This is a genomic window from Paenarthrobacter sp. NPDC058040 (genome assembly GCF_042885775.1).
Lineage (GTDB): Bacteria > Actinomycetota > Actinomycetes > Actinomycetales > Micrococcaceae > Arthrobacter.
Genome location: NZ_JBHVRN010000010.1, coordinates 38,730 through 52,872 on the forward strand (window position 1 = coordinate 38,730; position 14,143 = coordinate 52,872).

The 14,143-nt window shown below is 65.3% G+C and carries 11 protein-coding genes; 9 read left to right on the forward strand and 2 right to left on the reverse strand.

What is annotated here, in order from left to right:
• The 8 genes from ACFVSJ_RS15145 to ACFVSJ_RS15180 all read left to right on the forward strand — a co-directional run bounded on the left by ACFVSJ_RS15145 (nucleotide 1) and on the right by ACFVSJ_RS15180 (nucleotide 12,727).
• Nucleotides 1-756 (forward strand): cytochrome c biogenesis CcdA family protein, encoded by a 756-nt coding sequence (locus tag ACFVSJ_RS15145; protein WP_387437690.1) that lies wholly within the window; start codon nucleotides 1-3, stop codon nucleotides 754-756.
• Nucleotides 756-2,456, forward strand: coding sequence for a cytochrome c biogenesis protein ResB (locus tag ACFVSJ_RS15150; RefSeq protein ID WP_387437692.1), 1,701 nt, complete (start codon nucleotides 756-758; stop codon nucleotides 2,454-2,456). Before ACFVSJ_RS15145 ends, ACFVSJ_RS15150 begins: the two co-directional genes overlap by 1 nt.
• Nucleotides 2,456-3,517, forward strand: a complete 1,062-nt coding sequence (ccsB, locus tag ACFVSJ_RS15155) for a c-type cytochrome biogenesis protein CcsB (protein ID WP_387437693.1) — start codon at nucleotides 2,456-2,458, stop codon at nucleotides 3,515-3,517. The genes ACFVSJ_RS15150 and ccsB overlap by 1 nt, the downstream gene beginning before the upstream one ends.
• 141 nt (nucleotides 3,518-3,658) lie before the next feature.
• Entirely contained in the window at nucleotides 3,659-5,704 is a 2,046-nt protein-coding gene (locus ACFVSJ_RS15160; RefSeq protein ID WP_387437694.1) for an Hsp70 family protein, read from the forward strand.
• Nucleotides 5,705-5,706: 2 nt separating this feature from the next.
• Entirely contained in the window at nucleotides 5,707-7,746 is a 2,040-nt protein-coding gene (locus ACFVSJ_RS15165) for a LuxR C-terminal-related transcriptional regulator (RefSeq protein WP_387437696.1), read from the forward strand.
• A 149-nt stretch (nucleotides 7,747-7,895) separates the two neighbouring features.
• Nucleotides 7,896-9,245, forward strand: a complete 1,350-nt coding sequence (locus ACFVSJ_RS15170) for an IniB N-terminal domain-containing protein (RefSeq protein WP_387437697.1) — start codon at nucleotides 7,896-7,898, stop codon at nucleotides 9,243-9,245.
• Nucleotides 9,246-9,383: 138 nt separating this feature from the next.
• Nucleotides 9,384-11,246: a dynamin family protein gene (locus ACFVSJ_RS15175; protein WP_387437896.1), complete on the forward strand. Its 1,863-nt coding sequence runs from the start codon at nucleotides 9,384-9,386 to the stop codon at nucleotides 11,244-11,246.
• Between the two features lie 5 nt (nucleotides 11,247-11,251).
• Complete coding sequence (locus ACFVSJ_RS15180; protein ID WP_387437698.1) at nucleotides 11,252-12,727, forward strand: dynamin family protein; 1,476 nt, start codon at nucleotides 11,252-11,254, stop codon at nucleotides 12,725-12,727.
• Here the strand turns inward: ACFVSJ_RS15180 and ACFVSJ_RS15185 are convergent.
• Both ACFVSJ_RS15185 and ACFVSJ_RS15190 read right to left on the reverse strand, forming a co-directional pair.
• Nucleotides 12,724-13,365, reverse strand: coding sequence for a hypothetical protein (locus ACFVSJ_RS15185; protein WP_387437699.1), 642 nt, complete (start codon nucleotides 13,363-13,365; stop codon nucleotides 12,724-12,726). The two genes, ACFVSJ_RS15180 and ACFVSJ_RS15185, sit on opposite strands and share 4 nt — an antisense overlap.
• Before the next feature lie 5 nt (nucleotides 13,366-13,370).
• Nucleotides 13,371-13,742: a PLD nuclease N-terminal domain-containing protein gene (locus tag ACFVSJ_RS15190; protein WP_387437700.1), complete on the reverse strand. Its 372-nt coding sequence runs from the start codon at nucleotides 13,740-13,742 to the stop codon at nucleotides 13,371-13,373.
• A gap of 87 nt (nucleotides 13,743-13,829) precedes the next feature.
• Between ACFVSJ_RS15190 and ACFVSJ_RS15195 the strand changes: the two genes are divergently transcribed.
• Nucleotides 13,830-14,141: a DUF4229 domain-containing protein gene (locus tag ACFVSJ_RS15195; RefSeq protein WP_387437701.1), complete on the forward strand. Its 312-nt coding sequence runs from the start codon at nucleotides 13,830-13,832 to the stop codon at nucleotides 14,139-14,141.
• The last annotated feature ends 2 nt before the right edge of the window (nucleotides 14,142-14,143 follow it).

Genomic DNA, 14,143 nt, shown 5'->3' on the forward strand with positions numbered 1-14,143 from the left:
ATGAACAGTCCCTTTGCCGAGACCATCCTCAACGGATCATTGCTCCTGGCCGTGCCAGTGGCCTTGTTGGCGGGGCTTGTGTCCTTCCTCTCCCCGTGCGTCCTGCCGCTGGTGCCCGGTTACCTTGGCTACGTCACCGGACTGAGCGGCGTGGACCTCCAAAAGCAGCGGCGTGGGCGCATGCTGGTGGGCATTGGCCTGTTCGTCCTCGGATTCTCGGTGATCTTCGTCCTGCTGGGCGGGGCTTTCGGCCAGCTGGGCACGCTGCTCACCGGGCCGCAGAACGCCTGGATCACGCAATTGCTGGGCGTCCTGGTGATCATCATGGGCATCGTCTTCATGGGCGGGTTCGCATGGTTCCAACGCGACGCGAAGATCCACGCCAAACCCCCCGCCGGGCTGTGGGGCGCCCCTCTCCTGGGGCTGACGTTCGGGCTGGGCTGGGCACCGTGCATTGGGCCAACGTATTCCGCAGTGCAACTCCTGAGCATGTCCGGGGGATCATCGGCGGCAAAGGGCGCGCTGCTGGCGTTCGTCTACAGCCTGGGCCTGGGAGTTCCGTTCCTGCTGATTGCCCTGGCCGTCCGCCGGGGCATGGGAGTGATGTCCTTCTTCCGCACGCACCGCCTGGCGATCCAGCGGATTGGCGGCGGCATTTTGATTCTGCTCGGCATCCTGATGGCCACCGGCGTGTGGGGCCACTGGGTGACTGAGTTGCAGTACTGGTTCCAAACCGATGTGAAGTTGCCGATCTGATGAGCGAGTCCGTGAAATCCAAGAAGAAATCGCCTGGTTCGGGCGCCAACCCCGGCGAGGACAAGCTGAAGAAGGCCAAGTCCGATGCCGCGCTGCCCACGCTTGGCATCCTGGGCATGCTCCGCTGGGCCTGGACGCAGCTCACCAGCATGCGGACCGCGCTGTTCCTGCTGCTCCTGCTCGCCATTGCGGCAGTTCCCGGTTCGCTGTTTCCGCAGCGTCCGGCGAACCCGGTTACTGTCACGGACTGGATCAAGAACAACCCCACGTTCGGGCCGTTCCTTGATGCCCTGCAGATGTTCGACGTCTACTCGTCGGCGTGGTTCTCGGCCATCTATCTTCTGCTGTTCATCTCGCTGATCGGCTGCGTGACGCCGCGCGCCATCGCGCACTACAAGGCCATGAAGTCCCAGCCGCCGCGCACGCCCAAGCGCCTGTCCCGGCTGCCGGAGTACGGCACCCTGGTGCTGCCCGCCGACGCCGGGATCCCGGCGTCGAAAGCCATCACCGATGCCGCCGGGCTGCTCAAGAAGCGCGGCTACCGCGTTGACGTACGGGACGCGGACGGCGCCCTGCCGAGCGTGGGTGCCGAGCGTGGCTTCATGAAGGAAGTGGGGAACCTCGTGTTCCACACCTCGTTGATCGGCGTACTGGTCTCCGTGGCCATCGGTGGCCTGTTCGGCTACAGCGGCCAGCGGATCCTGGTGGAGGGCGAAACGTTCGTGAACACCTTGGTGGGCTACGACCAGTTCTCGCCGGGAACCAACTTCCAAAGCGCTTGGCTGCAGCCCTATTCCGTCCGGTTGGACAAGTTCCAGGCCACCTTCGACAGGGAGTCGCCCAACAAGGCCGGCCAGCCGATCGACTACACGGCCGACGTCACCACCAAGGAGAACCCGGACGCCGCCGAACAGAAGGAAACGCTCAAGGTCAACGATCCCATTTCCTTGGGCGGAACCAGCCTCTACCTCACGGGCAATGGCTATGCGCCCGTGGTCACTGTCCGGGACGGCGACGGCAACATCGCCTTCCAAGGCCCGGTAACCGCGAAGGTCCAGGGTGCCAACTACTACTCGTCGGTGGTCATCAAGGTTCCGGACGGCAAGCCGGACCAGCTTGGTTTCAACGGCTTCTTCCTGCCCACGGCCTTCGAGACAGACCAGGGGATCTCGTTCAGTGCCGACCCTGCCTTGGCCAACCCGCAGCTGAACCTGGACTCCTACTACGGTGACCTGGGCCTGGACAAGGGCACGCCCCAGAACGTTTTTGAGCTGGACGTGAAGGACCTGACCCAGCTGAACGGCCGGAAACTCGACGCCGGCGGCATCGTCCTGGCGCTGGGCCAGACGGCCACCCTGCCCGAAGGCAAGGGCAGCATCACCTTTGACAGCGTCAAGAAGTACGTAGGTGTGGACATCCACCACAATCCGGGCCAGTTGTACGCGCTGATTTTCGGCTTGCTTGCCGTCGGCGGCCTGGTCATGTCCCTGTACATCGGACGGCGCCGCGTCTGGGTCCGCACCGGAACCCACCAGGACGGCCGGACCATGGTGGAATACGGCCTGCTGGCACGAGGCGAAGACCACCGCCTTGCCGGTGAAGCCGCAGCGTTGCGCGAACTCTTCGCCCGGGAATGGCGGGTGGCCGACACCACCGAATCTTCCCACTCCGTCTCTTCCCCAACCCTGAAGGACCAGTAATGCCCGCTATCAACGAAACCCTGGGCCAGTACAGCGAGCTGTTCATGCTGCTGGCCGCCGGCACGTACACCGTGGCGTTCATCGCGTTCGCGTGGGACCTGGCGAAGAGCAGCAAGACGCTCCGGGCCGTCGACTTGAAGGCCGCCGCCAGCGCGACGGCCGGGAAGGTGGCAGTCGCCGCCGGCCGGGTTGGCCTGGGTGCCTCGGACGCCGCCGGACCGGCGGACCGTGGCGAGCGTCCGACGTCGGGCACTACCGTTTCCGAAGCCACGGCGGCAGGCGACATGAAGTACGGCGGCGAACGCCGTGCACCCGCCCGCGTCGCGGTGGCCCTGACCATCCTCGGCGTGCTGATCCATGCGGCAGGCGTCGTGACGCGTGCGCTCGGGGCAGGCCGCGTGCCGTGGGGCAACATGTACGAGTTCCTCACCACTGGCGCCTTCGTGGCCGTGGCTGTTTTCCTGATCGCCCTCATCCGTCGCGACCTGCGCTTCCTCGGGACGTTCGTGATCGGCCTGGCCATCATCATGCTGGTTGCGGCCTCCGTGGCCTTCTGGACTCCCGTTGGCCACCTGGTGCCGGCGCTGCAGAGCTACTGGCTGATCATCCACGTCTCCATCGCCGTGTTGTCCTCGGCGCTGTTCACCCTGACGTTCGCCATGTCCGCGTTGCAGTTGCTGCAGTCGTACCGCGAGAAGAAACTTGCCGCGGACGGCGCGGACAACCTCGCCTTCATGCGTGTGGTACCCAACGCGCTGAGCCTGGAAAACCTGTCCTACCGCATCAATACGGTGGCCTTCGTGGGCTGGACGTTCACTCTCATGTTCGGTGCCATCTGGGCCGAGAAGGCGTGGGGACGTTTCTGGGGCTGGGACCCGAAGGAAGTCTGGACGTTCGTGATCTGGGTTGTCTACGCGGGCTACCTCCATGCCCGGGCTACCCGCGGATGGACCGGAACCCGTGCCGCATGGTTGTCGATTGTGGGCTACGCCTGCGTGATCATCAACTTCACCTTGGTGAACACGGTCTTCAACGGATTGCACTCCTACTCCGGACTCTAGGCCTCCCAGCGGCCTGAACTGGGCTTTCTCCAACGAGTCGACTATCGATTGGGAAAGGCCGGGTGAGGCCCAAAAAATTAAGCTGTTGCCTGCCGAAGGCAAGTGTTACCTTGTTTTGAACCCGCTTGTGATGAAGACCGCATGCGCCATGCCATGTTCTTTTTCGAGGTAACCATGAGCTATGTTCTCGCCATTGACGTCGGGACAAGTTTCACCGCGGCAGCCGTGCTCAGGCCCGGCCAGGGTTCCATCGGTGCCCCGGAAGTCCTTCCTCTTGGACTCCACGGAAGCGCTGTACCGTCTGTTCTCTACTATGCGGAGGACGGCCGGATTCTTGTAGGCGAAGCTGCTGAGCGCCGCGGCCTGGACGATCCACGACGCATGGTGCGGGAGTTCAAACGGCGCATTGGCGACTCCGTTCCCATGGCCGTGGGGGACGACTGGCTGGCGCCGGAAGACGTGTTCGCCACCCTGGCCCGGTGGGTTTCGGCCAAGGCCGAGGAGCGCGAGGGCAGCCCCGCCACGTCGATCGTCATGACGCATCCGGCATCCTGGGGCCGGCACCGTACGTCCGTGGTGCTCGCGGCCCTCATTTCCGTGGGTCTGGGCGACGTCCGCCTCATCAGCGAGCCGGAGGCCGCAGCCCTGCATTATGCCTCCCAAACGAGGGTGGAGGACGGCAGCACCATCGCGGTGTACGACCTCGGCGGCGGAACCTTCGATACCGCCATACTCCGCAAGGCCGGAGCCGGTCGTTTCGAATTGATCGGCCATCCGGATGGCATTGAAACCTTGGGCGGCGCCGATTTCGACGCCGCTGTTTTGCGTCACGTGGTGGCTCACCTTGGCGGCGCCATCAGTGCTCTGGACGCGGACGATCCCGCCACCCTCGCAGCTTTGTCCCGGCTGAAGAGGGAATGCCGCGAAGCCAAGGAAGCCCTCTCCCTGGACAGCGAGGCCAGCATTTCCGTTGCGTTTCCGGGCATGCAGGCGGCCATCCGGCTGGTCCGGTCCGAATTCGAGGCGATGATCCAGCAGCATGTCCACGACACGTTGGATGCCTTGCTGCGCAGCCTGCAGGCCGTCAGCGTGGAACCCGAGGACTTGACCGCCGTTTTGTTGATCGGCGGATCGTCGCGTATTCCGCTCGTGGCCGAGTTGGTTTCGGCGGAACTTGAACGGCCCGTCGCGGTGGATGCTGATCCGAAATCGTCGATCTGCCTGGGCGCGGCCATTTCAGCCAGTGCCGCTGTTTCCGGCAATTCCACGTTGCCGGCAGCGGATGGTGGGGCTGGCTCCGCACCGGCGTCGGTCCCTGCCGTGCCCGGCCTCCGCAGCCTGGCCGTCGCCGGGGTGGCGCGGCCCGGCGTCGTGCATGGACGCACGGCGCTGTCCGCGCTCAAGCAGGCGGCAGCAGGCACGTCCAGGCCTGGTCGCCACGCGCCGCGATCCCGGATGAGGATGACAGCTGCCGCGGCGGCCGCCGCCACCGTTCTGACCGTCATCACTGCCACTGCGGCGCAAACCCCCGATGGGGCGGGACTGCTGTCCATGTTCGCGGCCCAGGGCGCAGATGTGATGCGCGACGGCGGCACCCAAGCGGGCGGGGGACAGTCCGGTGGCGCTTCGGGCGACCCGGCTGCTGCGGCCCCCGTGAATGGCCAGCCGCGGCGGGGCCTGGACGCCAGCGCAGACCGTGGCAACCTTGGAGGAGGGCAGGGGAATTCCGGACAAAAGCGTACTGCTGGATCCGGGAGCGGCGCTGTCGCGGGGGCGCCGGGAGCCGGGAGTGGTGCGGCTGCTCCGGCCCCAGGCATTCCCGGCGCAGCGACGCCGGGAATCCCGGTAGCAGGCAGTACGGCGCCGGGTACTTCAGCCCCGGGAACCTCGGCGCCGGTTCCCACTGCCCCGGGCGGCGCGGCCAGTGGGCCCACGCCGGAGCCCACTACGCAGCCACCGGCCACCCAGCCACCGGTCACCCAGCCGCCGACGACGCCGGCTGACCCACCGCCCACCACTGTGCCGGACCCGGTCACGCCCGCGCCCACAACGCCGGCACCAGAGCCAACAACCCAGGCGCCACTGCCTCCCGCCACCCAGGATCCTGTGCCATCGGATCCCGTGACGGAACCGGCCCCTCCTCCTGCAACTGAGGCCAACCCGAGCCCCACAGTCCCGGGAGCCTAGGCGTGGAGGAGCACGGCCATACACCCGGAGCGCAGGACCATATCCCCGGCGGGCAGGGCCTCGAGCCGAGAACCGGCAGGGAGCCAAGAGTGGAGGGAACCACTGCGGCTGTCCGTGAGCTGCTGTTGGCATTGGCCGTGGGATTCAGCGTGCCATCGCTATTGCCTGACGCCCTGGACCGTCGCAACGACCTTGCGGAGTTGCGGAAGACGGCGACGGAGGCCGGTTTGTTGCTGCCCGACGGGTCCTTGGTGGGCACGGCCCAGCACGCCCTGTTGAACGCCACTCCGAGGGCAACCATCCATGCGCTGCAGCGGGAACTGGTGGACAAGTACGTCGCACGTGGTTTGCCGTTGGGCGAGTTGGCACGCGAGCTGGCCCAGGGCGGACTGCAGGATGATCGGGTGGCAGCGGAGCTTGAGGAAACGGCGGACCAAGCCCTGGAAACTGAACCCGGATTGGCCGCGTCGTTGTTTTCGGAGTCCCTGCTCTCGGGAGCGACGGAAATGCCCAAGGCGGCGCGTCGTGCGCAGGCTGCGGCGGCGATTGGAGACCTCGACGCCGCGGGCCGGTTGGTGGACCGTTTGCTGGCCATGCCCGAACCGCCGGAGGTCCGCTTGGGAGTGGACGTGGCAGCGGCTGTGTGGGCCCAGCGTGGGATGCTGTCCCGCAGCGCCGATACGTACCGTTGGCTGGGGCCGGACCGGATAGGCCCCTCGGCACCGCTGGCGGCACTCGCCATGATCGGATCGGGGGACGTCGCAGGTGCCAACGACTTCCTGGCCGGTGACCGGTCGCCGGGGTCGCCAACTCTCTTCGCCGTGGCCCTATCCCTGATGGGCGGGGGCCTGCGCCAAACGCTCGGTCCCTCGCCGGAATCAGGTCTTCCGGAGCTGATCCGGGCCTCGGACACGATGAACGCCGCGGGTGTGGCAGCGCCGATGCCCGAGGTCCCTGCTGTCCTGGCTGCACTCTGTGCGCTGCACAGCGGCGAGCCTGCGGTGGCACACACCGTGCTCAAGTCCGCACTGGCAGCGGGCCAGGGCGGCGATTCCGCGAGGCCGCGGTTGTTCTTGCTGCAGGCGTGGTGCTCCATGCAGCTGGACGAACCGGACGAAGCCAAACTGGCCATCAACGAGGCCGTCAAGGCCAACCACTGGGACCTGGCTCCGAGGGACCGGTTCCTTCTCGCTGCCCTGGAGCTCGGCCTGGCACGCCGGGGAGGCGAGGTCCACGAACTGGTCCTGGCCTGGGACCGTGCCCGCGAGGCCATGATGCACGTCTCGGTGGATCTGTACAGCCTCCTGCCGTGGGGCGAAGTGCTCATCACTGCTGCCCGCCTGCGCGAAACCGGCCGCGTTGCGCACTACCTGCAGGGAGCCTGGGAATTGCTTGACCGCTTGGGCAACCCGGTGTTGTGGTCGGTGCCCATGCACTGGGCAGCAGTCCAAGCCGCTCTGCTGAGCGAGAACCCGGCTGGGTTGGCACCACACGCCGCCGCATTGATGCGGGCTTCGGGACACAGCCACTACGCGGCTGTGTTGGCTTCCGGCGGCAAAGCCTGGGTGGCGGTCCTCGCCGGGCGCTTCGTGGCTCCCGACGTCGAGGCAGCGGCCCGCGGGCTGGCCGCCGTCGGTATGCCATGGGAAGGCGCCCGCCTGGCGGGGCACGCCGCCGCAAGGGCCGATGAGCGACGGGACATGGTGAAGTTGCTGGCGTGCGCGCGGGACATCCATCCCCAAGGCGGCGCGGCCCAGCCGGATAGTACCCGGAACCCACCTGCGGGGATAGGGACCCCGCAAACGACGGCGGCTTCCCGACTAAGCGCGCGCGAAAAGGAAGTGGCCAGGCTTGTGCTGGAGGGGAAGACATACCGGGAAATAGGCGATGCGATCTACATTTCACCGCGCACCGCCGAACACCACGTGGCCCGCATGAGGCGTCGTTTGGGGGCCGAAAGCCGGTCGGAACTCCTGGTTCGCCTGCGCTTGGCCTTGGGGGACGGCCATCCGCCCCACCCATCACACCCCTCCAACCCCTAATCGCCAACCACGGAATCCCCTAACGGGTGGGCGGCCGGTAGGGGGACCGTACCCGATGACCCCGATCAGTCCCGCGCCATAGCTTGAAGGCAAGCCCGGCAAAGGCGCCGGGCGTTCTCTACCAACACAGAATGTGAGGGAGCGTTCCAATGCCAACACTTGCACAACAGCTCGTACAGTTCCTGATGAGCCTGTTCAACAACCCGGAAGCCGCGGAGGACTTTGTCCGCGACCCGGAAGCCGCCCTTTCCGCCGCTGGACTCGGGCATGTTTCCTCCGCTGATGTGGATGCCGTCCGGCCCGTGGTCCTGGACTACGCTCCGATCAACGCGCGTTCATCGTTCGACCGTGAATACAACACCGGCGGCAACCACGCCACCACTGGCGGCGGTGGCGCTACGGGCCACCCAGCTCCCCACCATGGTGGCGGCAGTGGTGGCGGTGGTGATTGGGATGATCACGACGACGATCACGGCTACGGTGGTGGTGGCGGTGGTGATTGGGATGATCACGACGACGACCATGGCCACGGTGGTGGCGGCGGTGGTGGTGATTGGGATGATCACGACGACGACCATGGCCACGGTGGTGGCGGTGGCGGTGGCGATTGGGATGATCACGCCCACGCCGTGCAGCAGCTTATCCACGTGGTGAACAACTACTCCTACACCACCAACATCGACGACCGTGACACGATCAACGACCAGTCCGTCAACCAGAACATCTGGGCCAACGGCGATGTGAACCAGATCTTCAACCAGGAGGCCGTGATTGCCTCCGGAGACGGCGCCATTGCTGCCGGCGACGATGTGAAGGACTCGGGCAACACCACCACCACAACAACCACGAACACCGATAACTCCGACGACCACTCGCTGAACATCAGCAACGGTTCGGGCGAGGTCAACGTAGGCAACACGGAGGTCAGGGACTCGTTCAACGACAACTCGGACCACTCGGTGACGAAGGATTCCTACAACACGGACGTGGACGTGGACGTGGACATCAGGGACTCGTTCAACGAGGACAACTCGACCACAACGACGAACAACACCGACAATTCGGACCGCTCGACGAACGATTCGTACAACGACAATTCGGACAACTCGGACAACTCCGTGGACAACTCGGACAATTCGACGAACGTTGCCATCGCGGACTCGTTCAACGACAACTCGGATAATTCGGACAACTCGGATAACTCGATCAACGACTCGTACAACGACAACTCGGACAACTCGACGAACGTCGCCGATTCCTTCAATGGCAACGATTCGGGTAACACGGATAACTCGGTGAATGACTCGTTCAACGGGAACACGGACAACTCGGTCAACGATTCGCTCGTCGTGGCGGACAACCAGTTGGACGTCGACTACACCAACATCGAGGACAACGAACTCGAGTACAACGACATCGACGATTCGATAGTTGTGGCCGACAACGACGTGGATCTGGACCTCGGAGGTCCGGCGGGGCCACCACCACCTCCAATGTAGGTGTCATCGACGACGACAGCCCCAGCAGTGCCCGGCAGGCGGGAATCCACCTGCCGGGCATTTCGCCGGTTTTGAAGAGGCCGGAATTGAAGATGAGGGTCCGGGAGCAAAGGAGCAACTGTGACGGAAACGGAACGCATGGCCGCCTTGGTGGAACAGGGCATGGAACTGGTGGGGGCGGGGGAGAGGAACGACCTTCGACGGCGGCTGGAACAGGCCCGCGGGCGTTTGCGTGATCCGAGCGTCCGGGTGATGGTGGTGGGGGAGTTCAAACAAGGCAAGAGCCAGCTCATCAATGCCTTGGTCAACGCCCCTGTCTGCCCGGTTGATGACGACATCGCCACTTCGGTGCCCACCCTGGTCAAGCACGGCGATCCCGCGTCCGCAGCAGTTCTGGTCCCCAAAGAAATTCCTGGCCAAGGAGAGTTGCCGCCCTCGGAATCTTCAGCCGGTGATCCGCAGCTGGAGCGTCGTCCTGTGGACCTCGACCAACTCGCAGCCTACGTCTCGGAAGCCGGCAACCCCGGAAATAACAGGAACCTCGTGGCAGCAGAGGTGGCGTTGCCCCGGCAACTCCTCGCCGGCGGACTGACGATCGTCGATTCCCCGGGCGTGGGCGGACTCGGATCCTCCCACACCCTGACCACGTTGACGGCGCTCCCCTCGGCACACGCGGTGGTGTTCGTTTCCGATGCGTCGCAGGAATACACCGAACCGGAAATCCGCTTCCTCCGCCAAGCCATGCGGGTGTGCCCGAACGTGCTCTGCGTCCTCTCCAAGACCGATCTCTACCCCGCCTGGCGGCAGATCGCAGAGCTCGATCGCAAGCATTTGTCCGGCGTCGCACCGGAGATCACGCTGCTCCCGGTATCCTCCGAACTCCGCCTGCAGGCCGCACGCATTCAGGACAGGGAACTGAACGAGGAGTCTGGGTTTCCTGCCTTGATCACGTACTTGAGGAACCACATCGAAGGACAGGCGGCAGCGATCCGGCAGAAATCGGTGCAGCACGACCTCCTGTCCGTGGCCGAGCACCTCCGGCTCTCGCTGCAGTCCGAGCTGGCGGCCCTGGAAAACCCGGATGGCACGCCTCAGATGATCGCCGACCTGCAGACGGCCAAACAGGAAGCCGACGCCTTAAGGAAACGGTCGGCCCGCTGGCAGACCACGCTTAACGATGGCATCGGCGATCTCATCGCGGACATGGAATACGACCTCCGGGACCGTTTGCGCCGCATCCAGCGCGAGGCAGAAAACGCCATCGATCAAGGCGACCCCGGCCCTGCCTGGGAGCAATTCTCCCTCTGGCTGGAACAAAGCGCCGCGTCCGCCGTCTCCGATACCTTCGTGTGGACCAGCGAACGGGCCCAATGGCTGGCCGGACAGGTGGCCGAACACTTCTCCGAAGAAGAGGTAGCCCTGCCGCTCATGCAGGTCGCCGACACCGGCGGCGTGCTGGACCCGGTTGGGGAGATGCCAACCATGGAGGACGGAAAGATGGCACCGCTCCAGAAAGTCCTCATCGGGATGCGCGGCTCCTATGGTGGAGTACTGATGTTCGGCCTGCTGACGGGCATTTTCGGCCTGGCCCTGATCAACCCGTTGTCCGTGGGTGCCGGACTCCTGCTGGGCCGCAAGGCGTACAGGGAAGAAAAGGAAGCCCGCCTCAAGCGCCGCCAAGCCGAAGCCAAGGCGCTGGTCCGCAAACAGGTGGACGACGTCGTGTTCCAAGTAGGCAAGCAACTCAAGGACAGGCTGCGCCTTGTCCAGCGGGCCACCCGGGACCACTTCACGGAGATAGCCGATGAGCACCACCGCTCCTTGACGGATTCAGTGGCGGCTGCCCAGAAAGCTGCCGCCACGTACGCCGTCGAACGGGACCTGCGCATCAAGGACATCAGGCTCCAGTTGAAGAAGGTGGACGCACTGGCCCAGGCCGCTGGGGCCCTCCAGGAAAGCGCCCAACCCAGGGCCCAGGCAGCCGGGTTGCGGGCCGGATGAACGCCGTGGCTGACTCCGGCATCGCCGAAACCGCCGCTCTCGTGGCCCAAGCCAGGGAGGCTTTCCGAGACGATCCCGCTGCCTTGACTGAGCTTGATGAGCTCGACGGGCGGCTGTCCGGACCACTCCGAATCGCGGTGGCAGGGATGGTCAAGGCCGGAAAATCCACCCTCCTCAACGCGATCATCGGCGAGGAAATCGCGCCAACGGACGCAGGAGAGTGCACCAAAATCGTCACGTGGTACAGGCACGGTGCCACACCCCGCGTCACCCTTTTCCCGGTGCACGGCGAACCACGTCCGCTGCCTGTCACCCGTGAGAGCGGGCGCCTGGTGTTCCCCCTTGGCAGCACCAAGGCCGAGGACGTGGAACGCTTGGTGGTGGACTGGCCAGCCGCGGGACTGCGGGAACTGACCCTGATCGACACACCGGGAATCGCGTCCCTTTCCCAGGACGTGTCAGGACGGTCAACGGCCTTCCTCCTGCCGGAAAACGCGCCCGCAGCCGCCGACGCCGTCATCTACCTCATGCGCCACATGCATGCCTCGGACGTACGGTTCCTCGAATCGTTCAAGGACAATGCGGCCGGCAGGTCCGGGACCGTCAATGCGCTCGCCGTGCTGTCCAGGGCAGATGAGATCGGCGCAGGCCGGATCGATTCGCTGATTTCGGCCGCGGTCATCGCAGACCGCTACAGCCGCGACGAGAACCTGAAGCCACTCGCCCTTGGCGTGGTTCCGGTTGCGGGTTTGCTCGCGCAGAGTGCACGGACCATGCGGCAAGCCGAATTTGAAGCGTTGGTTGCCCTGGCAGGCCTTGAAAGACCCCGATGGGAACGGATGATGCTGTCCGCGGACCGCTTTGTGCGGGCTGCGGAACCGACGGGTGTAGACGCAGAAACCAAGGCATCGCTCGTTGACCGGTTCGGGCTGTTCGGCATCCGTCTGGGCGTGGCCCTGCTCCGTGGCGGACTCGATGATCCCACGGCCCTGGCCCACGAGCTCGCCCGGCGCAGCGGTTTGGGCCAGCTGCTTCAAAGCATTGCCGCGTTGTTCCAGGCGCGGGCCGAGGCACTCAAGGCGCGTGCCGCCGTCGTGGGTTTGGAAGCGCTGCTGCGCACTTCGGCGCCGGAAGGTGCAGGGCAACTGGCTGCGGACTTGGAACGGCTCCAGGCGGGCGCCCACGAATTCAGGGAGTTGAAGCTCCTGGCGGCGCTCCGGACCAGCGGCGTGGGGCTGGCTCCACAGGCAGCCGCCGAGGCCGAGCGCCTGGTGGGCGGATCCGGGACGGCACCTGCGCTCCGTCTGGGCCTTCCCGGAGATGCAAGCGAATCCCGCGTCAGCGACCGCGCCCGTGCGAGCTTGGACCGCTGGCATGCGATCGCTGAGAACCCGCTGACGGAACCGGTTGCCCTGGAGGCATGCCGCGTGGTGATCCGCAGCTGTGAAGGGATGCTGGCCGCGATCCCGGCCGCACGTTAGCCGCGGTTCGCTGGCTGCAGCGGTACCGGCGCAGCGGTGCGTCCCCGCCTGAGCCACACGGAAACGGACGGCAGGAACAACAGGATGAGGCCCGCAGCGGCAAGGATGTACTGCGCCGCCAGGAGGACTGTTGCGAGGACGCCGTCGGCACCGGGAGCGATCACGAAGTCGGCGATGACCACCGTCACCACCGCGTGCAGCAGGACCACCGGGGCCAAAGCCCATCGGGCCCACCCGCGGTGCCGGAACACGACTGCCAGGAGGACGGCTTCCATGGCGACCACCAGCGCGAGCAGGCCCAGGCTTCCGAGGAAGACGACGGCGGTGGCTCCCTCGAGTGCCTTGGCGTCGCCGTCGGGGACCATGCCTCCGATGACGCCCTTGAGGCGTTCGAAGTGCGCGTTGCGGCCCAGAAAATCCGTAAGGATGACGCCGAAGCCTGCCAGGAAGCTGGCCAGCCACAAGGAACGCGCCCAACGGGCCGGGCCGGGCGGGCGCACTGCCGCGACGATCGGCGGGGGCGAGGAGACGGACACGCCTGGGCGTGGCGGTGGTGCTGGGGTGTTCAATGGTGGCCCGCTGAGAGGCGTCCCGGGTTGTGCTTGGAGCGACCGCGATTCATCAGCTTGTTGGGCCATGTTCCCTACTTCAGTTCGTCTGTGTCAGGGCTTTGTGAATCCTTGAGCTTGCGCTCCTTGGCCTCGAGTTCGGCTTTCAGTTTCTTGAGCCGCTCTTCTTCAGCCTGGTTGCGTCGGCGGCTTTCCAGGTTGCGGAGGAACTCGGGGTCGTCATCCGGAGCCGTGGGGTAGCTGCGGACCGGTCGTGCCGAAGGACGGCCATACGGCCGGCCGAAGATGAACCAGAGGACAGCGCCGAGCACAGGAAGGACCAGCATGACCACAATCCAGGCGGGCTTGGAAATGCCGCGGGTGCTGCGGCTGTCAGTACGGATGACATCGATGAGGGCGTACACAAAGACAACAAGAACCAGGACGACGCCAACAACGCGGAGCATGCACCAAGTCTAGTCGCCGAAAGGCATTCGCTGGATGCCCCGCAGTGGCCGTGATCAGAGTGCAACCATGAAGGCGGCTAAACTTGGATGGTGGCTTTCCTGAAGTATTCCCTGATTCGTTTGGCGCTGTTCGTGCCGTTGTTCGTGCTTTTCTACTTTTTGGGGACGGGTGCAATCCTTGCGGTGGTCTGTGCAGGAGTGATTGCCTTTGCCCTCAGCTACCTGTTCTTCCAAAAGCAACGCGATGCTGCAACCGGAGCCATGCGCGAGCGTTTCTCCGGCCGGGCCAAGCCGCTGCGTTCCGCCGGCGAGGTTGAAGACGCCGCAGCCGAGGACACGCTGGTTGAACAAAACCCGGACGTTGCCATCAACAATGACAAGCGCCCGGGTTCTGCCTAAAA